Annotated in this window: 17 protein-coding genes; 9 read left to right on the plus strand and 8 right to left on the minus strand. The window is 67.6% G+C overall.

What is annotated here, in order from left to right; translation table 11 throughout:
- Positions 1-28 precede the first annotated feature (28 nt).
- A complete protein-coding gene (locus ABD683_RS09820; protein ID WP_344769514.1) occupies positions 29-1,264 on the minus strand; it encodes an acetyl-CoA acetyltransferase in 1,236 nt (411 codons plus the stop codon).
- Entirely contained in the window at positions 1,261-2,955 is a 1,695-nt protein-coding gene (locus ABD683_RS09825) for a class I adenylate-forming enzyme family protein (RefSeq protein WP_344769516.1), read from the minus strand. Before ABD683_RS09825 ends, ABD683_RS09820 begins: the two co-directional genes overlap by 4 nt.
- A 165-nt stretch (positions 2,956-3,120) precedes the next feature.
- Between ABD683_RS09825 and ABD683_RS09830 the strand changes: the two genes are divergently transcribed.
- Positions 3,121-4,095 (plus strand): winged helix-turn-helix transcriptional regulator, encoded by a 975-nt coding sequence (locus ABD683_RS09830; RefSeq protein WP_344769518.1) that lies wholly within the window; start codon positions 3,121-3,123, stop codon positions 4,093-4,095.
- Positions 4,096-4,111: 16 nt separating this feature from the next.
- Here the strand turns inward: ABD683_RS09830 and ABD683_RS09835 are convergent, their stop codons facing one another.
- Entirely contained in the window at positions 4,112-5,101 is a 990-nt protein-coding gene (locus ABD683_RS09835; protein WP_344769520.1) for a winged helix-turn-helix transcriptional regulator, read from the minus strand.
- Between the two features lie 202 nt (positions 5,102-5,303).
- On the opposite strand from ABD683_RS09835, the gene ABD683_RS09840 reads away from it, so the two are divergent.
- The 5 genes from ABD683_RS09840 (at position 5,304) to ABD683_RS09860 (ending at position 10,147) form a co-directional block, all read left to right on the plus strand.
- Complete coding sequence (locus ABD683_RS09840; RefSeq protein ID WP_344769521.1) at positions 5,304-6,062, plus strand: ABC transporter ATP-binding protein; 759 nt, start codon at positions 5,304-5,306, stop codon at positions 6,060-6,062.
- Positions 6,059-6,772 (plus strand): ABC transporter ATP-binding protein, encoded by a 714-nt coding sequence (locus ABD683_RS09845; protein WP_344769523.1) that lies wholly within the window; start codon positions 6,059-6,061, stop codon positions 6,770-6,772. The genes ABD683_RS09840 and ABD683_RS09845 overlap by 4 nt, the downstream gene beginning before the upstream one ends.
- A 10-nt stretch (positions 6,773-6,782) precedes the next feature.
- Complete coding sequence (locus ABD683_RS09850; protein ID WP_344769525.1) at positions 6,783-7,682, plus strand: branched-chain amino acid ABC transporter permease; 900 nt, start codon at positions 6,783-6,785, stop codon at positions 7,680-7,682.
- Positions 7,679-8,767 (plus strand): branched-chain amino acid ABC transporter permease, encoded by a 1,089-nt coding sequence (locus ABD683_RS09855; protein WP_344769527.1) that lies wholly within the window; start codon positions 7,679-7,681, stop codon positions 8,765-8,767. Before ABD683_RS09850 ends, ABD683_RS09855 begins: the two co-directional genes overlap by 4 nt.
- Before the next feature lie 75 nt (positions 8,768-8,842).
- Entirely contained in the window at positions 8,843-10,147 is a 1,305-nt protein-coding gene (locus tag ABD683_RS09860; RefSeq protein ID WP_344769529.1) for an ABC transporter substrate-binding protein, read from the plus strand.
- Positions 10,148-10,221: 74 nt separating this feature from the next.
- On the opposite strand, the gene ABD683_RS09865 is transcribed toward ABD683_RS09860, so the two are convergent.
- The 3 genes from ABD683_RS09865 to ABD683_RS09875 form a co-directional block, all read right to left on the minus strand.
- On the minus strand, positions 10,222-11,109 hold the full coding sequence (locus tag ABD683_RS09865; protein WP_344769531.1) for a phenylalanine 4-monooxygenase: 888 nt from the start codon (positions 11,107-11,109) through the stop codon (positions 10,222-10,224).
- A gap of 145 nt (positions 11,110-11,254) precedes the next feature.
- Positions 11,255-12,496, minus strand: coding sequence for an NADH:flavin oxidoreductase/NADH oxidase family protein (locus ABD683_RS09870; protein ID WP_344769533.1), 1,242 nt, complete (start codon positions 12,494-12,496; stop codon positions 11,255-11,257).
- Positions 12,497-12,544: 48 nt separating this feature from the next.
- Entirely contained in the window at positions 12,545-14,059 is a 1,515-nt protein-coding gene (locus ABD683_RS09875; RefSeq protein ID WP_344769534.1) for a class I adenylate-forming enzyme family protein, read from the minus strand.
- 193 nt (positions 14,060-14,252) lie between these two features.
- Here ABD683_RS09875 and ABD683_RS09880 point away from each other — a divergent pair, with 193 nt between their 5' ends.
- Positions 14,253-15,554, plus strand: coding sequence for an MFS transporter (locus tag ABD683_RS09880; protein WP_344769535.1), 1,302 nt, complete (start codon positions 14,253-14,255; stop codon positions 15,552-15,554).
- On the opposite strand, the gene ABD683_RS09885 is transcribed toward ABD683_RS09880, so the two are convergent.
- A complete protein-coding gene (locus tag ABD683_RS09885) occupies positions 15,542-16,396 on the minus strand; it encodes a 3-hydroxybutyryl-CoA dehydrogenase (RefSeq protein ID WP_425548530.1) in 855 nt (284 codons plus the stop codon). The genes ABD683_RS09880 and ABD683_RS09885 overlap by 13 nt on opposite strands.
- A 112-nt stretch (positions 16,397-16,508) precedes the next feature.
- Here ABD683_RS09885 and ABD683_RS09890 point away from each other — a divergent pair, with 112 nt between their 5' ends.
- Positions 16,509-16,919: a hypothetical protein gene (locus ABD683_RS09890; protein WP_344769537.1), complete on the plus strand. Its 411-nt coding sequence runs from the start codon at positions 16,509-16,511 to the stop codon at positions 16,917-16,919.
- A 31-nt stretch (positions 16,920-16,950) separates the two neighbouring features.
- Positions 16,951-17,784, plus strand: a complete 834-nt coding sequence (menB, locus tag ABD683_RS09895) for a 1,4-dihydroxy-2-naphthoyl-CoA synthase (protein WP_344769539.1) — start codon at positions 16,951-16,953, stop codon at positions 17,782-17,784.
- Between the two features lie 55 nt (positions 17,785-17,839).
- On the opposite strand, the gene ABD683_RS09900 is transcribed toward menB, so the two are convergent.
- Positions 17,840-19,195, minus strand: a complete 1,356-nt coding sequence (locus tag ABD683_RS09900) for an FAD-dependent oxidoreductase (RefSeq protein ID WP_344769540.1) — start codon at positions 19,193-19,195, stop codon at positions 17,840-17,842.
- Between the last annotated feature and the right edge of the window lie 10 nt (positions 19,196-19,205).

Here is a 19,205-nt window from a genome sequence, read left to right on the forward strand (position 1 = left end):
CCTTCTTGGGCGGTGTGGTGGGTGGATGTCACGGGGTGGCCTCGACGACGAACGACACCGCGGTGGTGAACGACCCGCCGACGTTGACCGTCAGCACGCGCCGAGCGCCGTCGATCTGCAGGTCGCCCGCCGTGCCGGTGACCTGGCGGGCGGCGTCGAGGACCATGCGTACGCCGGTCGCGCCGACGGGATGACCGCCGGCGAGCAGGCCGCCCCCGGGATTGACCGGCAGGCGACCGGTGCGCTCGATCGTGCCGTCGTGGATCGGCTCGCCGCCCTTGCCGCCGCTGACCAGGCCGAGGTGCTCGAGCGTGACGAGGCCGGTGATGCTGAAGCAGTCGTGCATCTCGACGACGTCGATCTCGGCGATGCCCGACAGTCCCGCACGTCGGTATGCGTCGTGGATCGCGCCATGCAGGTGCGGGAAGAGGTGCTCGGTGCTCCGCGAGGCGGCGAGCTTGTCGGCCAGCAGCAGGGTGTCCGTACGATGCCCGAAGCCGGTGATGCGAGCCAGCTGCTCGAGCTCGATGCCCCGCGCCGCAGCCCATTCGGCGGCGAAGTCCGGACCGGCGACGACGACGGCGGCGGCGCCGTCGGTGATGCGGCCGCAGTCGGTCTTGCGCAGTCGTCCCTCGACGAGCGGGTTGACGCTGTCGTCCTCGTCGAACGATCCGGCGGGGAAGCTCCAGTCGCGGGACTGCCCCAGAGGATTGCGGGCGCCGTTGGCGAACGCGATCTCGGCGAAGCGGCCGAGCACGGCATGGTCGAGGCCGTAGCGCTCCTCGTACTCGTCGGCGACCTCGGCGAACAGCGCCGGCCAGGCATACTCGGCGTCGACCGCCTCGCGACCGGCCCAGGCCGCAGTGCCGAGGTTGTCGGCGGCCTGCTTGGCCGAGACGTTGCGCATCAGCTCGATGCCGACGACCAGCGCCACGTCGTAGCGGCCCGAGGCGATGTCGGCTCCGGCGGCGACCAGCGCCGTGCTGCCCGAGGCGCAGGCTGCCTCGTGGCGGGTGGACGGCAGTCCGACCAGGCCGGGCTCCGCCGCGGCGACCAGTCCGCCGAGCTGCGCCTGGCCCGCGAACAGCTCGCCGGCGAGGTTGCCGACGTGCACGACCTCGATCTCGGAGGGGTCGACCTGGGCGTCGGCGAACGTCGCGGGAAGGACCTCGCCAAGCATGTCGATCAGGCCGAGTCCCTCCTTGGCCCAGTTGCGTGCGAAGTCGGTCTGTGCGCCGCCGAGGACGTAGAGATCCTGCGTCATGATGCCTCCGGGTGTCGGGTCGAGTGCTGCACGCGCAGCTCACGCTTGAGGACCTTGCCCACGGGGTTGCGGGGCAGGGCATCGACCAGGACAAGGCTCTCGGGGAGCTTGTAGGTCGCGATGTTGAGCTCACGCAGATGGGACGTCAGGTCGTCGAGCGTCAGGGAGTGGCCGGAGTGGGCGACCACGACGGCGCAGGTGCGTTCGCCGAGCGTGTCGTCAGGCACGCCGACGACGGCGACCTCGGCGACGGACGGATGGCCGAGCACGAGCGACTCGATCTCGGCTGGGGAGATGTTCATGCCGCCGCGGACGATGAGGTCCTTGGCGCGATCGACGTACTTGAGGAACCGGAGCTCCCCATCGTCGTCGGCCACGAGCTGGAACAGGTCACCGGTGCAGTAGTAGCCGTCCTCGTCGAACGGATCGCTCGATGCCGTGCCGGCGAGGTAGCCCGCGAAGACGCCGGGCCCCATGAGCCGCAGCTCACCTGGAGTGTCCGGCGTGGTGACGTCGTCGCCCGTCACCGGGTCGACCAGCTTGCTCTGCACACCGCGCGAGGCACGGTTGCGCCACGTGTGGTCGGGTGAGCCGAAGCGGGGGAAGAGGACCGATCGTTGCGTCGGATCGGGGACCGTACGCGCGTCGCTGATCATGTTGATGCCCTCGTTGGAGCCGAAGCAGTTGACGACGTCGATCTCGAAACGGTCGCGCCACGCGGTGATCATGGACGGCGGCAGCGGCGCGGATCCGGACCCGATGACGCGTACGGAACGCAGGGTCTCGGGCGTGCAGCCCGGCAGGTCGAGGGCGCGGATCAGGAGGGCCGGCGGTGCCACGGTGTAGGTGACCTGCTCGGCGTGCAGCTGGCCGAAGAAGATGTCGGCGTCGAACGGGTGGTGCTGCACCAGCACCGCGCCGGTCAGCAACCACGGCACGAGCATGCCGCCGATCCCGGCCATGTTGACCATCGGGAACGGGTTGAGCAGGACGTCGTCGACCGTCAGCTCAGCGCCGTCGACGCTCGAGATCGCCATGGGATACCAGTCGTTGGCGCAACGGGGCACACCCTTGGGGGTCGACTCGGTCCCCGAGGTCCAGCAGATCGTGACGGCTTCGTTGGGATCGTGGTCGAGCCGCTCGACCCGGGCTGCGTCGCCGTGGCGTACGTCGATCGCGATGACGCCGTCGGGCAGGTCGGGGCCGAGTCCCAGGATCGAGTGCAGCTCCGGGATCTGGCGCAGCCGCGGCGCGACCGATGCGAGCTGGTGGTCGTGGATGCGGCCGGCACCGATGAAGGCCGTGATGTGTGCGAGCCGGCCCATCTGCTCGAGCTCGAACGCGCGGTACTGCGCCGGGAAGGGCGTGGAGATGGCGCCGATCGATGCGAGCGCGAGGTAGGAGATGACGAGATCGGCCGAGTTCGGCAGCTGGATGCCGACGACATCGCCGCGCGAGACCCCGTGCTCGCGCAGCAGGGCCGCCAACCGGTTGACCTGCCGATCGAGCTCGCTCCAGGTGAGTCGTTGGGGTGTGCTGCCGTTGATGTCGGCGAGGTTGGGAGGGTCGACCACGGCCAGCCGGTCCGGCATCGTACGGACGTGCTCGTCCAGAAGCTCGGGCCACGAACGGGCACCCCACAGGCCGGCCTCGGTGAAGGCCGTGACCCGGTCCTGAGGATGCAGCTTCACAGTGCCTCGAGTTCCTTGCCCATGAGTATTTACTACAGGATCAAAAGTGACATGTCAACGGATCTGCCCTGTGATGACGGCATCTGGCCCGGCTGTACTACGCTGGCGTGTGCCGGACGGCAGTCCGAGCCGCCAGGCGTTGCTGCATGAGCCGAAGGGTGTGACGTGACCGATAACGCGAGCACCCCGGACGTCGAATCCACGTCCTCGCCGCTGGGTCGCGCGCTGGTCCTGCTGGGCGACATGTGGACCATCCGGCTTGTGCGAGCGATCTTCGCCGAGCAACGCCGATTCCAGGACCTTCGCGACTCGCTGAACATCTCCGACCCGGTTCTGTCGAGGCGCCTGCGCAGCCTGGTCGACGACGGAGTCCTGCGTACGCGCGCCTATCAGGACAATCCACCGCGTCACGAGTACCTCCTGACCGACGCCGGCCTCGACCTGTGGCGGGTGATGATCGCCCTGTGGGCCTGGGACCGTACGTGGGCCGGCGCCAATCACCCCAATGCTGGCCTGCGGCTGCGGCACTTCGTCTGCGGTCAGTCGACGCGACCGGTCTTCGGGTGTGGCCACTGCGGGGCCATCGGCCTGACGGCCCGTGACGTCAAGGGCAGCGTGGACGACCGGCTGCTGCTGGACGTGGTGAGTCGCCGGTCGCGGCGCTCGCCGGCGATGGGCAGCCCGATCGACGCGTCCGGCGTGCTGGGAGATCGATGGTCGACCATGATCCTGTCGGACGCATTGATGGGCAGCCGCCGGTTCAGCGAGTTCCAGTCCCACCTGCAGATCTCTCCGGTGACGCTGACGCACCGCCTCGAGCTCTTCGTGGCGACCGGGATGCTGAGCCGGGAGTCGGTCAGTGTCGGAGGCAAGCGGCAGGAGTACCGCCTCACCCCCAAGGGCATCGACTTCTTCTCGGTGACCGCGACGATCAACAGCTGGGCCGGACGATGGCTTGCGGGCGATGGCCAGTCCGGTCTGTCACTGCTGCACACCGCCTGCGGGGCCGAGCTCGAGCCCCGCTTCACCTGCAACACCTGCAACGGCGCGCTCGCGCGACGCGAGATCGCCTTCGAGGGTCCCGGTCTGGTCTCACGTGCGGGCGCACGGCTCGGCAGCGAGAGCCACCTGCCCGACTAGGACACGGCCCGGGTTGCTACGGCAGTGGTCCGGTCACGACGCCGGTGCCTGACTCGACGGCCTCGATCGATGCACCGCTGAGCGGCTCGTGGCACGCGCTGCAGGTCAGGATCACGTGCAGCGATGCGCCACACTCCACGTGGTGCATCACGAGCGCCGGACCGTCCGGTGCCTTGAACCAGCGTTGTCCCCACTGGATCATCAGCAGCACGACGGGCAGGAAGGCCAGGCCCTTGGGGGTCAGCCGGTAGTCCATCCAATCGGCGCGTTCGGGTGTCGGGACCTGGGCCAGCACGCCCATGTCGGCGAAGGCGCGCAGTCGATCGGCGATGATCGTGGGCGACGCGGACAGTCGCTTCTGGAACTCGCTGAACCGGGTGATGCCGAGGAAGGCCGCACCCAGGATCGCGATGGACCAACGGTTGCCGATGAGCTCCATCGTCTCGTTCACGACCTCGCTGGGCCGCTTGTCGTTGCGGGAACGCTGGCGGCGCGCCGTGATCTGCAGGTTGCGTGACCAGTCTCCGCTGGGTCCCACCTTGCCCTCCACGTCCCGCCACCGGATCGCGGCGTGGCAGGACTCGCACGTCAGGATCGGGTCGAAGAACTCTCCGCAGGTGGTGTGCCGCATCCGGGGCAGGTTGACCTCGGGATCGTCGACCCAGCCCTTCTCCCACGCCCACATCGAGATCAGGATCGGCCAGACCTGCCGGCCACGTGGCGTGAGGAGGTATTCGTACCGAACGGGTCGATCGCTGTACTGGTGCTTGGACAGGACGCCCCCGTCGACGAGTGCCGCGAGCCGGGTCGTCAGGGCCGATCCCGGGATGGGACCGAGGTTGAGCCAGTCGGTGTAGTGGGTGGCTCCCCGCAGGGCCTGGCGGACGATCCAGAGCGACCATTCGTCGGCCAGGACCCCGTTGGCGACGGCGATCGCGTTGGGTCCGCCCGCCTCGAGAGGGGTGGAGTCGCCGTCTTCGAGGTGGCGGTCTTCGAGGCTGGTCATGGCACATGACTATCAGGTCTGGGCGCGCCGAGCAGACCGATGGGGCCCACAAGAGGGGGCCTCGGCGGCACGGAAATCGGCTCGAGCCGGACCGTTGACCGCTTCATCTGCATGGGGTATAACTTAGTCACGTTGCTAACTATAGTGATGGGCATCACGCCCCGCAAGGTCAGGCAGAACCGGAGAGCAGAGGAGGTCTGAGGTGCTGGAGATATCCGAGCTGGTCATGCGCTTCGGTGGTGTGACGGCGGTCGATCACGTCGGGTTCGACGTGGCCGACAACGAGATCTGCGGGCTGATCGGCCCCAACGGCGCCGGAAAGACCTCGTTGTTCAACTGCATCACGCGGATCTACCGCCCCGAAGAGGGATCCGTCCGCTTCAACGGCTCGGACCTGCTCTCGCTGCGACGCCACCAGATCGTGCAGCACGGGATCGTGCGTACGTTCCAGAACCTCGCGCTCTTCCCGACGCTGTCCGTCCTCGAGAACACCGTGGTCGGAGCGCACAGCACCAGCACCCCACATCTGATCCCGTCGATCCTGGGCTGGCCCACGACCCGCGCCGCGAAGCGACGCATCGAGGGCGAGGCCTGGGAGCTGCTCGAGCGCCTCGACCTGACTGACGTCGCGTTCCACCCTGCGGCCGGGCTGCCGTTCGGCACCCTCAAGCGAGTCGAGCTGGCCCGGGCGCTCATCAGCCGTCCGTCGCTTCTGCTCCTCGATGAGCCCGCCGGCGGCCTGACCCACTCGGAGGTCAACGAGCTGGGCGAGCTGATCCTCGAGCTGCGCAAGGACTTCGGCTTCAGCGCGTTGCTCGTCGAGCACCACATGGGACTCGTGATGGGCATCTCCGACCACGTGGTCGCCATGGACTTCGGCCGGATCATCGCCGACGGATCACCCGCCGAGGTCCAGCGTGACCCAGCAGTGGCCGAGGCCTACCTCGGGAGGACGGCATGACCGAATTGCTCGAGGTGCGCGGCCTCCGGGCCGGCTACGGACAGGTCAACGTCCTCAACGACGTCGACCTCACGGTCGGCACCGGCGAGGTCGTGGTGGTGCTGGGGGCCAACGGTGCCGGCAAGACCACGTTGATGCGGGCCATGGCCGGCATCATCCCCCACTCGGGTGACGTCCTGGTGGACGGCACGTCGGTGGGCAACCCCCGGCCCGACCAGATGCTCCGGCACGGAGTCAGCCTGGTTCCCCAGGGTCGCGGCACGCTCACGGCGCTCAACGTCACCGACAACCTCCGCGTCGGCGGCTCGGCACTGCCGAGCAAGAAGGACGTCGACGAAGAGATCGACCGGTGGTTCGGCATCTTCCCGCGCCTCGCCGAGCGTGCCGACCAGGTGGCTGGAACCCTGTCGGGTGGTGAGCAGCAGATGCTCGCGATCGCCCGCGCACTGATGAGTCGGCCTCGGCTGCTCCTGTGCGACGAGATCAGCCTCGGCCTGGCGCCACTGATCGTCCAGGAGCTCTTCAACACGCTGCGCAAGGTCAGCGCCGAGTCCGGAACCTCGCTGCTGCTCGTGGAGCAGAACGCCGAGCTCGCGCTCGACATCGCCGCTCGTGTCTACCTGCTCGAGGTCGGCTCCGTGGTGTCGTCGGGAACCGCCGAATCGTTCCGCGAGAACAACAACATCCGCCAAGCGTATCTAGGCTATTAGGACTCATTCGATGGACATCTTCCTCTCGAGGCTCTTCTCCGGCATGACTGCCGGATCGATCTACGTGCTGATCGCCCTGGCACTCGTGGTGGTGTTTCGCAGCTCGACCACCATCAACTTCGCCCAGGGCGAGTTCGCCCTCTTCACGACGTACGTCGCGTGGTGGCTCACCGAGCGTGGCCTCAGCATCTGGGTGGCGATCGTGCCGGTCATCATCCTGGGATTCATCATGGGTGCCGTCGCCGAGCGGGTGCTCATCCGTCCGGTACGACGAAGGGACGAGACGGCGATCCTGATCGTTGCCCTGGGCCTGTTCACAGGACTGAACGGGCTGGACGGCTGGATCTGGGGCTCGGACGAAAAGGTCTTCCCGACGATGTTCCCCTCGGGCGAGAACGACTACATCTCGATCGCGGGTGCGCGTCTGCACTACGACTCGATCCTGGTCTGCGCCGTCACTCTCGCCGTCGTGGTCGGCCTGACGATGCTCTTCAAGAAGACCAGCCTGGGACTCGAGATGCGCGCCGTGGCGACCAACCCCGAGTCCGCCGCCCTCTGCGGGATCAAGGTCGGCCGCATCCTCACGGTCAGCTGGGGACTGTCGGCGGCGATCGGCTCGCTCGCCGGAGTCATGCTGGTGCCGACGATCCCGCCCGGCCAGCTCAACCTCGCCTCCATGTTCCAGGTGCTGATCTTCGCCTCCGCCGGTGCGCTGCTCGGCGGTCTCGACAGCATCAAGGGGGCGGTCGTCGGCGGCCTGGTCATGGGCGTCGGGCTGGCGATGATCAACGGCTACGCCACCTTCATCGGAGGCTCGTTCTCCCTGACCTTTGCCCTGATCCTCATCGTCGTGGTGCTGGTCGTGAGGCCCACCGGACTCTATGGAACGCGTCGACTGGAGCGAGTGTGACCACCGAGATGCGCGAATCGAAGCCCGCGACCGACAAGGCTTCCACGAAGGGCCCGATCGTCATACGACGAGGCAGCCGGGCGCACACCATGATGCTGGGCGTCGGCGCAGTGGTCGCGGTCCTGATCATCCTGTGGGGCAGCCAGCTCGCACCGTTCAACCAGGGGCAGCTGACCCGCGTGGCGATCTTCGCGATCGCCATCGCCGGGCTCAACGTCGCGACCGGATATGTCGGGCTGCTGTCGGTCGGTCACTCGGCCTTCTTCGGCCTGGGTGCCTACACGACCGGCGTCCTCGTCGTGAAGTACGAGTGGGACCCGCTCATGACGATCCCGGCGGCTCTCGTGCTGTGCCTGATCGTCGGGCTGCTGGTCGGCCTGCCGGCCCTGCGCATCCGCGGTCTCTACCTCGCGATGGTGACGCTGGCATTCGGTGTGGCCTTCCCCGAGATCATCGCGCACTTCGACGACCTCACGGGAGGCGCTGAAGGCATGACGATCCGTCGCCAGCAGCTCAGGCCGCCGGACTGGTCGGGATTCACCCTCGGCGAGCGCGGCCAGTGGCTCTACTGGCTGTGCGTCGTGGTCCTGATCATCGTGATGTGGGCCGTCCACAACCTGGTCCGTGGTCGCTACGGCATGGCGATGATTGCCGTGCGCGAGAACGAGATCGCCGCGTCGGCCTCCGGCATCGACATCGCGGTCATGAAGACGACCGCGTTCGGGGTGTCGGGTGCCATCACGGGAGTCGGCGGAAGCCTGTTCGCGATGTACATCGGGAGCCTGTTCGCGGAGGGATCCTTCACCCTGCTTGCCGGCATCACCCTGCTGATCGGCCTGGTCATCGGAGGCGAGGCGACACGAAGTGGCCCACTGTTGGGCGCCCTCGCGGTCGTGTTCGTTCCCTATTACACAGCTGAGCTGGGGCAGGGGCAGGTGGCTGCCGTGCTGTTCGCCGTCGTGCTGATCCTCGTGATCTTCGTGGCGCCGGCCGGAATCGTCGGGGGGATCACCAAGGCGGTGCGCAAGGTAGTGGTCGTCACGCCTGGCATTCCGCGGAAGCCGGAAGGGGTCACGAAGACCTAGACGACCAGCAGCTCGCACTTCCCAAGTCCGGGGCGATGCGTCCGCATCTCCACGAAGTACGCAGAAAGGCACGACATGAAAATCAACCACGTTGCCGGGGCACGGCGCCTCGCAATTCCGTTGGCGATCGCAGCTTTGACGCTCGGCGCCTGTGGCGGAAGCAGCGACGGTGGCGGCGACTCGTCCGACTCGTCGTCCGATCCGTCCAAGTTCAGCATCAACCTCGACGACTGCAACGACCCGGACTCGGCCACCGCCCCGATCAAGGGCACGTTCGACGTCGGCTACAGCGCGCCGCTGTCAGGCCCTGTCGCCGGTGCGGTCGAGCTGGCCACCGCCGGGTACGACGCGCGGATCGCGGCCGAGAACGCCAAGGGCGGCATCGACGGCGTCAAGGTCAAGGTCACGTACAAGGACGATGCCTTCCAGCCCGACAAGGCGAAGGCCAACGGCACGGAGTTCATCGAGAGCCAAAAGGTCGACGCGCTTGCGACGTTCGGCACCGGCCCGCTCAGCGCCATGGTCGACGACCAGAACGCGGCCTGTACGCCGATGCTCTACCCGAGCTCCTCGACTGACGCGTACGTCGACGTCAAGCAGTTCCCGTGGACCACGACGATCCTGCCGCTCGCCAAGAACGAGGCGAAGTTCCTCGTCAACCTGATCAAGGACCGTTTCCCCGACGGTGCCAAGATCGGCATCGCCGAGAACCAGACGGCATCCGGCAAGGTCCAGAGCGAGGCGTTCCAGGCTGCGGCCAAGGCTGCCGACCTCAAGATCACCGAGGTGGCATCGGACGCTGATCCCGTTGCTGCCGCGACGACGCTGAAGGCCAAGGGCGTCGAGGTCGTCTACCACGGTGGCGTCACCGGAACCTGTGGTGCGTTCGACACCGCGCGAGGACGCATCGGGTACGAGCCCAAGCTCGTGCTGAAGCCGAGCAACTGCGTCAATGCCGTGGAGTACGTCGCCGCGGGCAAGGCAGCTGACGGCGTCGAGCTCGGTGCCTTCGGCAAGGACCCCAACGCCCCGGAGAACAAGGACGACGCCGGAGTCAAGGAGTACCTCGCGCAGATGAAGGAAGCCGGAGTCCCGGACGACGTGATCGGCAACGCCGTGGCCGTCTCGGGTTGGACGCAGGCCGACCTGCTGATCAACACGCTCAAGCAGGCTGCCAGCTCCGATGATGGTCTGACGCGACTCAGCGTCATGGAAGCCGCCCGCGAGCAGGACTACGCGTCACCGATGCTGATCAACGGCATCAAGTGGTTCAGCCAGCCTGACCTGCTGACGGGTATCGACGGATTCCGTCCGATCAAGTGGAACGCCGCCGACAAGCGGTTCGTCCCGGCGGGAGACGTCATCAGCATCAGGCCCTGATCTCCTCCTCAGGACCTGACATGAGCCGACCGGCCCGCGAGCACACGCTTGCGGGCCGGTTGGCTCTTGCCCGATCAGGCGGCTTCGGCGCGCAGCTTGGCGATCGAGTCGTCGGTGCACTCGGCCCAGAACGTGCCGACCACGTCACGGACGTGGTCGAAGGATCGCCCGGCGAACAGCACCTCCTGGTAGTGCGTGATGTCGTAGTCCTGCGTGCCCATGTCGACGATGTCGAGCGGGCGGATCGTCATCCCGCGGAATTCCTCGATCTCGCCGGGACTCGACAATATGCCGGCGCCGTACGCCTTGAGCCCGTCGTCCTCGTGCACGACGCCGAACTCCAGCGTGAACCAGAAGACCTTGCTCACGAACTCCAGCGCTTCGTCGGACTCGACGCGTCGCGCGGCGTGACCGGCGGCCTCGTAGAGCTCGGTGAAGCGGCGGTCGGCAAGCGTGTTGCCGTGGCCGACGACTTCGTGCAGAACGTCCGGCTCAGGTGTGTAGAGGGGGACGGAGTGGTGGCGTACGTACTGGGTCGCCCAGAACCCGCGATCGGCGAGGGCGCCGTAGAAGTCGCGCAGCGGCACCAGCCCGGCAGCCGGCCGGTAGCGGAACCCGGTCATGGGCTCGAGCTTGTCCGACAGCTCCTCGAGCTGGGGCACGCGGTCGAGGGGAAGCCCGAGGGCCTCCTTGCCGTCGAGGAACTCGCGGCAGGCGTACGTCTGGTGCTTGGCCTTGAGGTCCTCGCACACGACGCGCCAGACCTCGTGCTCCTCGGGTGTGTAGGCGACGTCGGCGGCGGGCTCGCCCGGTCTCCACCGGTCGGCCTGGGTCGCCAGCAGGTCTCTCCGCTCGCGGTAGACCGGGTCGTTCAGCCCCGGATGACCGTCACCGAGCTCGACCGACAGGCTGCCGTCACCCTTGGTGACGACGGGTGCAAAGTACTGGCCCTCTTCGAACATGCGTCCTCCTCGGCGTCGCCCTGACTCCAAGGGACCTCACCGAGCATAGATGGACAAGCGATGCACCCACGGATGGACAGATACCACAGATTGCCGCCCAGATCGGGCCACCAACTGGGCAACTTGTCGAGTTGGCGAGGCGGCGTCAGCTCCGCTTCTTGCTCAGCGCTCCACGACCGCTGCGCTTGATCAGTGCGGCGGTCGTACGCAGCTTGCCGCGACCGAGATCGGGCTTCTTGCCCCTGCCGAGCCGGTGCAGCTGGTCCTCATGCCAGGCGAGCTCGACGGCGCCGTTGACGGCCTTGAGGTCGATCGCCTTGGCGAGGAGTCCCGTACGTCGGTAACCCACCGAGTGGGCCTCGATCCGGGAGTCCTCGGCGCCGAGGATGACGTTGGCCGAGTCCGGGGTGGTGCAGGTGGGTCGGCCGAGGCCGATCATGTCGGTGTCGCCGGAGGCCAGAGCAGCGTCCATGGCGGTACGTGTCCGATTGCCGCCGGTCACGGCGAGCGGCACGCCACCGGCAACATCGCGGACTGCGCGGGCGTACTCCAGGAAGTACGCTTCCCGCTCGCGCGTGCTCCGGGCGGCGCTGCCCATCATGGCGGGCGCCTCGTAGCTGCCGCCGCTGACCTCGATCAGGTCGAGGCCCTCCTGTGAGAGGGCGGCGACGACGTCACGCGACTCCTCCTCGGTGAAGCCTCCGCGCTGGAAGTCCGCGGAGTTGAGCTTGATGCCGACCGCGAACCCGGGGGAGACGCGTGACCGGATGCGCCGGACGACCTCGAGCACGAAGCGCATACGGCGCTCCGGGTCGCCGCCCCACTCGTCGTCGCGGAGGTTGGCCAGGGGTGAGAGGAACTGGGCCACGAGGTAGCCGTGCGCACCGTGCACCTGCACGCCGTTGAACCCGGCGGTCTCGGCGACGGCAGCCGTGGTGGCGAAGCGTTCGATGATGTCCTCGATCTCGGTGCCGGTGAGCTCGCGCGGCTTGGAGGCGCCGGGGACCTTGAGGGCGACGGCGCTGGGAGCGACGGGCTGTGTGCGGAGCGAGGCGAGGTTGGCCTGGCGTCCCGGGTGGTTGATCTGCATCCAGATCGGTGTGCCGCTGTCCTGGGTCGTCTTGGCCCAGCGCGAGAGCCCGTCGAGGTCGCGCTCGTCCTCGATCACCACATTGCCGGGCTCGCCGATCTGGGTGCGGTCGACCATGACGTTGCCGGTGACGATGAGTCCGTAGCCGCCGTTGCTCCACGTCGCGTACAGCCGCTCGAGCTCGGCCGTGGGTGCGTGCCTCTTGCTGCCGAGCACCTCGCTGAGGGCTGACTTCATCAGGCGGTTGGGGAGCACCTGGCCGCAGGGCAGGGTCAGGGGATCGTGCAGGGAGGTCATGGGGGCCCTTCGGGGGTTGAGATACCGATGGTATCTCAACTCGGCGGGTCAGTTGACCTGGCGCTCCTGTCCCTCCCAGAACGGCTGCCGCAGCTTGAACTTCTGCAGCTTGCCGGTTGCCGTCCGGGCCAGCTCGTCGCGGAACTCGATGCGCTTGGGGCACTTGTAGCCGGCCAGGTGCTGGCGGCAGTGCGCGATCAGAGCTGCCTCGTCGACGGCAGGCTCATCGGGATCGAGCACGATCAGTGCCGTGATGAGCTCACCCCATTTCTCGTCGGGGATGCCGATCACGGCGACCTCCTTGACGGCGGGGTGCGACATCAGCGCGTCCTCGACCTCGATCGACGAGACGTTCTCGCCGCCGGTGATGATGACGTCCTTCTTGCGGTCGGCGATCGTGATGTAGCCGTCCTCGAACGTGCCGCCATCGCCGGTGTGGAACCAGTTGTCGGCCTGCGCGTCGGCCGTGGCCTCGGGGTTGTCCCAGTAGGACTCGAGGTTGTGGTTGGACTGGGCCAGCACTTCTCCCTCGTCGTCGATCCTCATGCGCACGCCCACGGCCGGGGCGCCGGCGCGGCCCAGGTTGAGGGCCTGCTGGTGGGGGTCGAGATCGTCCCACTCGGCGCGCATGCGTGACATCGTCAGCAATGGCGCAGTCTCGGTGAGTCCGTAGATCTGGATGAACTCCCACCCCAGCTCCTCGCGTACGCGCTCGATCGTCCGGGTCGGCGGGGGAGCTCCGGCGACGATGATGCGTACGCGGTCGCGTCCCGGGATCTCGCCGTCCCACGTCTTGGCGCCGTCGAGGGCGGCCGCCACGACGGCGGGAGCCGCACACAGGTAGGTGACGCCGTACTTCTCGATGCGCTTGAGGATCTCGGTGCCGTCGACCTGTCGCAGCACCACGTGGGTCACGCCCATCGCGGTGGCGGTGAACGGGTGGCCCCAGCCGTTGGCGTGGAACATCGGCAGCGTGTGGAGATAGACGTCGCGGTCAGACACCGAGGCCTGCCACCCGAACACGGTGGCGTTGAGCCAGTTGTTGCGATGCGTCAGCTGTACGCCCTTGGGGCGAGCGGTCGTGCCGGATGTGTAGTTGATCGTCGCGGTCGCACCTTCGTCGCCGGCCCACGGCTCGGGCTCAGCGGTCGAGCCCCAGATCTTGTCGTCGTCCTCGCCCAGCACGAACGACCGCTTGCACTCGATCTCGTCGACCAGGTGGCGCAGGTCTGGGTCGACCATCAGGACCTCGGCGCCGGAGTGCTCGACGATGTAGCGAATCTCGGCGACGGCCAGCCGGAAGTTGACGGGTACGAGCACACGGCCCCACCCGGAGACACCGTAGAACGACGTGAGCATGCGAGCGGAGTTCTGCGAGACGATCGCCACCCGGCCACCGACCGGCACACCCATCCCGTCGAGCGCCGCCGCCTGGGCGCGAGCTCGGCGGCCGAGCTCGGCGTACGTGATCTCGCCCCACGACTCGGCGGGCTGGTTGGGCTCGTCGACCACCGCGATGCGATCGGGATAGACCGTGACGGCGCGGTCGAGGAAGTCGTTCACAGTCAGCGGATAGAACACAGTGGCCTCCGGCGTGCCAGTCGCGGATGTAACGGTGCTCTCATTCTTACCCCTTCCAGCGAATTGGCGCCGCGAGCAGCGCGCCCTGGCTCGCATCCTCAAGGGCGGCCACTGACCCTTTCGTCAGTGCCATGAGCCAGAGTGGACGCGTGACTGCCACATCCCGCCCGCTCACATGAGCGTCCAGCCCTCGCCTGTCCCGCTCCGCACGTTCTGGACCGACCTTCCCCGTGAGGGCCGGCTGCTGCTGTCGGTCGTGGCATTCCAGTTCATCGGCACGGGCCTTGTGCTGCCGTTCTGGGTGGTCTACCTGCACGAGATCCGCGGCTTCAGCCTCGACACCGTCGGGCTGCTGATGGCGCTGCTGTCATTGGCCGGAGTCGTCGTGGTGGGTCCGGGCGGTGTCGTGATCGACCGGATCGGTGCCCGCAAGACCATGATCGGCAGCCTGATGATGGCGTTCAGCGGGCAGATCGTGATGGCATTCGCGGAGACGATTCCCGTCGCGGTCGTCGGGCTCTCACTGGTCGGAGCCAGCTTCGGACTGTCCTGGCCGGCGTCGCAGTCGATGGTGGCGACGATCGTCCCTTCGGCGATCCGGCCACGCTACTTCGGCATGAACTTCGCCCTGCTCAACCTCGGCGTCGGCATCGGAGGCATCATCGGCGGCCTCGTCGCCGACGTCGACCGACCGGTGACGTTCCAGACGATGTACCTCGTCGAGGCGGCGAGCTACCTCCCGGCGACGCTCCTCCTGCTCGGTCCCCTGCGGCACGCCGGTGGCCCCCATCGACGTGAGCTGTCAGAGGTCGAGGAGCAAGCCGATGCCGGCGGCGTCGGCTACCTCGCACTGCTGCGACGCCCCGGTGTCCTGCCCCTCACGCTGCTTTCGTTCGTCGCGGCGTTCATCGGCTATGCGCAGCTCAACTCAGGGATGCCGGCATACGCGCGGGCCGTCAGCGAGGTGTCGACTCGCGCGCTGGGTTGGGCGTTCGCGGCCAACACCCTGGTCATCGTGCTCCTCCAGCTGCTCGTCCTGCGTCGCGTCGACGGTCATCGCCGCACCCGCGTCGTGGTCGTGATGGCCGTGATGTGGGCCGTCTCGTGGATGCTGCTCGGAGCCACGTCGTGGATCCCGGGCACGGTCGGTGCGACCTTGTTGGTTGCCGGCTGCGCCTCGGTCTTTGCGTTGGGTGAGACGTTGCTGCAGCCGACCGTCCCCGCGATGGTCAACGACCTGGCGCCCGATCACCTGCGCGGCCGTTACAACGCGCTCAACTCTGCGGCGTTCCAGGCAGCGTCGGTCACGGGGCCGCCAGTCGCCGGCCTGCTGATCGGTCGCGGGCTGGGTGACGTGTGGATCGGACTGCTGCTCGCCGGAGTGCTGCTCGAGATCGCCGTGGCGGTGCTGTGGGTCGAGCCGCAGCTCCCCGACGTCGCCAACGGCGTCAGGGAGCCGACCCGTCAGGCGTCGTAGCCGTAGAACCCCTGTCCGCTCTTCTTGCCGAGCAGCCCGGCGTCGACCATGCGGTCGAGCAGCGGCGGCGGTGAGTAGAGCGGCTCCTTGAACTCTTCATACATCGACTGTCCGATGGCCTTGACGGTGTCGAGCCCGATCAGGTCGCTGAGCGCCAGCGGCCCCATGGGGTGGCCGCAGCCGAGCACCATGCCACGGTCGATGTCATCGGCCGACGCATAGCCCGCCTCATACATGCGGATCGCCGAGAGCAGATAGGGCACGAGCAGCGAGTTGACGACGAATCCTGCCCGGTCGGTCGCGTCGATCGGCTTCTTGCCGAGCCCGTCGGTGACCCAGGAGCGCATGCGGTCGAGTGTCTCGGGCGACGTCGTCAGCGACGGGATCAGCTCGACCAGCTGCATGACGGGTGCGGGGTTGAAGAAGTGCACGCCCATCACGTGGTGCGGGCGCCCCGACACGGCACCGAGCTTGACGATCGGGATCGACGAGGTGTTGGAGGCCAGAATCGCGTCGTCCTTGGTCAGGATCTGGCCGACCCGGCGAAACAGGTCGAGCTTGGTCTGCTCGACCTCCGACGCGGCTTCGACGACGAGATCGCGGTCGGCGAGCTTTTCGAGGTCGTCGGCGTACGTGATGCGGCTCAGCACCGCGTCGACCTCCGACGACTCGATCTTGCCGCGCTGCTCGGCGCGGCGAAGCGAAGCCTCGACCCGCTCGGAGGCGGCCTTCGCGGCGTCGCTGCTGACCTCGACGAGGACTACATCCAGTCCGGCACGGGCCGACACCTCGGTGATGCCAGATCCCATCAGGCCTCCGCCGATGACTCCGATGCGTTCGATGTTGCTCATCGCTGCTCCCTGAAAGATAGTAGGACGTCATAGTATCTCGCGGGCTCGATCCCTCATGCCGCGCCTCCGCTGGCACGTCGTCGATACGTGATGGGATGGCGTCATGCGTACGGTCGCGGTAGCCCTGTTGCTGATGCTCGCCGCATGCGGCGGTGGATCCGATCCTGCGTCCGAGCCCACGGCAACACCGACCAAGACCACGACGAAGGCGCCGCCCAAGCCGACCATCGCGGCACCGAGTGGCACCCCGGCGCCCGAGGCGCTGTCGCAGTTCCTGTGCGCCAAAGATGCCAAGGGCGACTGGAACGCGTCCGGCACGATCTCCAACGCCGGCAAGAACAAGGCGACGTTCCAGGTCACGGTCCTGGTCGGCGAGGCAGCCGGCAGCGACGAGCAGGCGATGACCAAGCAGCTCTCCAACATCGGGGCCGGCGGCTCGGCGACGTTCGCCCTCGCCAAGATCCCGGCACCCAAGGCCGGAGGCACCTGTCACGTACAGGTCCTCCGCCGATAGCCCGATCCAGACGTCTCACTAAAGTGGCGGGATGACCACTGCACCTGTCACCTGGAACGCTGCCGGCGACTATGAAGACGTCTCCTACGAGACCTCGCCCGAGGGCATCGCCAAGATCACGATCTGCCGTCCCGAGGTCCACAACGCGTTCCGGCCCCAGACCATCATCGAGATCGGCCACGCGCTCAACGTGGCTCGCGAGGACGAGAAGGTCGGTGTCATCATCCTGACCGGCCAGGGCGACAAGGCGTTCTGCTCCGGTGGAGACCAGCGGGTTCGCGGAGACAGCGGCTACAAGACCGACGAGAACGCCGTCGGCCGCTTCCACGTCACCGACCTGCACGTGCAGATGCGCCGTACGCCCAAGCCGATCATCGCGATGGTCGCCGGCTGGGCCATCGGCGGCGGCCACGTGTTGCACCTGGTCTGCGACCTGACGATCGCCGCCGACAACGCGGTCTTCGGCCAGGTCGGGCCCAAGGTCGGCTCGTTCGACGGCGGCTACGGCGCCAGTGTCCTCTCCGACCTCGTCGGCCCCAAGAAGGCCAAGGAGATCTGGATGCTGTGCCGCCAGTACGACGCGCAGCAGGCGCTCGACATGGGGCTCATCAACACCGTCGTTCCACTCGCCGAGCTCGAGGCCGAGACGATCCAGTGGTGCCGCGAGATGCTGGAGCTGTCGCCCTACGCGCTGCGCCTCAGCAAGGCGTCGTTCCATGCGCACGAGGACGGCTACGCCGGCATCCAGCAGCTGGCTCACGACACCAACCTGCTGTTCTACGGCAATGCCGAGGCGCAGGAGGGCCGCGAGGCCTACAAGGCCAAGCGCAAGCCCGACTTCAGCCAGTTCCCCAAGCGCCCCTGACCCCCGCGATGTGTGACGTTCGAGGCGTCATCCGGGCGCGATAGCGCCCTCAAGGTCACAAATCGCGGGAGATCTCGACCATCTCGTCGCGGGGGACCACCTTGATGCGGGTGCGGCCGACGGCCTCGCCGAGCGCGATCTCGTGCTCCTCGAGCTTCTCGAAGCCGGCCCAGGTCGTGAACTCGATACCGCGTCCCTCGAGGTAGGCGTCGACGTCCTCGCGCGCGGGGTTGGCCGGCGCCCGGAGCTTGTCGATGTCGGCGAGCAGCAGCTCGATCGTCTGGGCGGCGTCTGACTTGGTGTGGCCGATGAGGCCGACGGGTCCGCGCTTGATCCAGCCGGTGACGTACGCGCCGGGCAGCGGTTGGCCGTCGATGTCGATGACCCGGCCGCCATCATTGGGCACCGTCGCGGTGCCGCTGTCGAACGGGATTCCGGCGAGGTTGTCGGAGCGATAGCCCACCGCGCGATAGACCGCCTGCACCGGCCAGTCCTTGAACTCGCCGGTGCCGCGTACGTTGCCCGTGCCGTCGAGCTCGGTGACCTCAGTACGCAGCCCGACGACCTTGCCGTCCTCGCCGAGGATCTCGGTGGGGCTCTGGCAGAAGTGGATGTGGATCCGGTGCGCGGCGCCGGTCGGCTCCTTGGCGAGGTAGTTCTGCAGCACGTCGACGACGAGCTTGACCGACTTCGAGGCGCGGATCGCGTCCATCGAGCCCTCATCGAGCTCGAAGCCCTCGGGGTGCACGATGACGTCGATGTTGGGAGAGTGCGACAGCTCGCGCAGCTCCATCGGCGTGAACTTCACCTGGGCGGGCCCGCGACGCGCGAACACGTGGACGTCCTTGGCGGCGTTGGCCGCCAGCCCGCGGTAGACGTTGTCGGGGATCTCGGTGACGAGCTGCTCGTCCGCGGTCTTGGCCAGCATGCGCGCGACGTCGAGCCCGACGTTGCCGACGCCGAGGACCGCGACCGACTCGGCGGCCGGGTCGAACGGCCAGTCACGGGGTACGTCGGGGTGACCGTCGTACCAGTAGACGAAGTCGGCAGCGCCGAACGACCCCTTGAGGTCGATGCCGGGGATGTCGAGGTCGCGGTCGGCGCGCGCGCCCGTGGCGAAGATGACGGCGTCGTAGAACTGCTGCAGGTGGTCGAGCTTGAGGTCGGAGCCGTAGTTGACGTTGCCGAAGAAGCGGATGTCGTCGTGGGAGAGCACGCGCTTGAGCGCCTTGATGATCTCCTTGATGCGCGGGTGGTCAGGAGCGACGCCGTAGCGGATCAGGCCGAACGGTGTCGGGTCGCGGTCGAGGATGTCGATCGTGACGTCGACCTCGGACTTCGTGAGGATGTCGGCGGCGTAGATGCCAGCCGGTCCGGCACCGATCACGGCGACGCGCAGCTGCCTGCTCATGCAGTTCTCC

Origin of the sequence: Aeromicrobium panaciterrae, assembly GCF_039537165.1 — a bacterium.
GTDB classification, from domain to species: domain Bacteria; phylum Actinomycetota; class Actinomycetes; order Propionibacteriales; family Nocardioidaceae; genus Aeromicrobium; species Aeromicrobium panaciterrae.

Bases quoted from the DNA above. Each gene is read 5' to 3' on its own strand.
- ABD683_RS09870 (WP_344769533.1), bottom strand. From the start codon at position 12,496: ATGACCTCCCTGCACGATCCCCTGACCCTGCCCTGCGGCCAGGTGCTC.
- ABD683_RS09850 (WP_344769525.1), top strand. From the start codon at position 6,783: ATGGACATCTTCCTCTCGAGGCTCTTCTCCGGCATGACTGCCGGATCG.
- ABD683_RS09835 (WP_344769520.1), bottom strand. From the start codon at position 5,101: ATGACCAGCCTCGAAGACCGCCACCTCGAAGACGGCGACTCCACCCCT.
- ABD683_RS09880 (WP_344769535.1), top strand. From the start codon at position 14,253: ATGAGCGTCCAGCCCTCGCCTGTCCCGCTCCGCACGTTCTGGACCGAC.
- ABD683_RS09820 (WP_344769514.1), bottom strand. From the start codon at position 1,264: ATGACGCAGGATCTCTACGTCCTCGGCGGCGCACAGACCGACTTCGCA.
- ABD683_RS09845 (WP_344769523.1), top strand. From the start codon at position 6,059: ATGACCGAATTGCTCGAGGTGCGCGGCCTCCGGGCCGGCTACGGACAG.
- ABD683_RS09900 (WP_344769540.1), bottom strand. From the start codon at position 19,195: ATGAGCAGGCAGCTGCGCGTCGCCGTGATCGGTGCCGGACCGGCTGGC.
- ABD683_RS09865 (WP_344769531.1), bottom strand. From the start codon at position 11,109: ATGTTCGAAGAGGGCCAGTACTTTGCACCCGTCGTCACCAAGGGTGAC.
- menB (WP_344769539.1), top strand. From the start codon at position 16,951: ATGACCACTGCACCTGTCACCTGGAACGCTGCCGGCGACTATGAAGAC.
- ABD683_RS09890 (WP_344769537.1), top strand. From the start codon at position 16,509: ATGCGTACGGTCGCGGTAGCCCTGTTGCTGATGCTCGCCGCATGCGGC.
- ABD683_RS09860 (WP_344769529.1), top strand. From the start codon at position 8,843: ATGAAAATCAACCACGTTGCCGGGGCACGGCGCCTCGCAATTCCGTTG.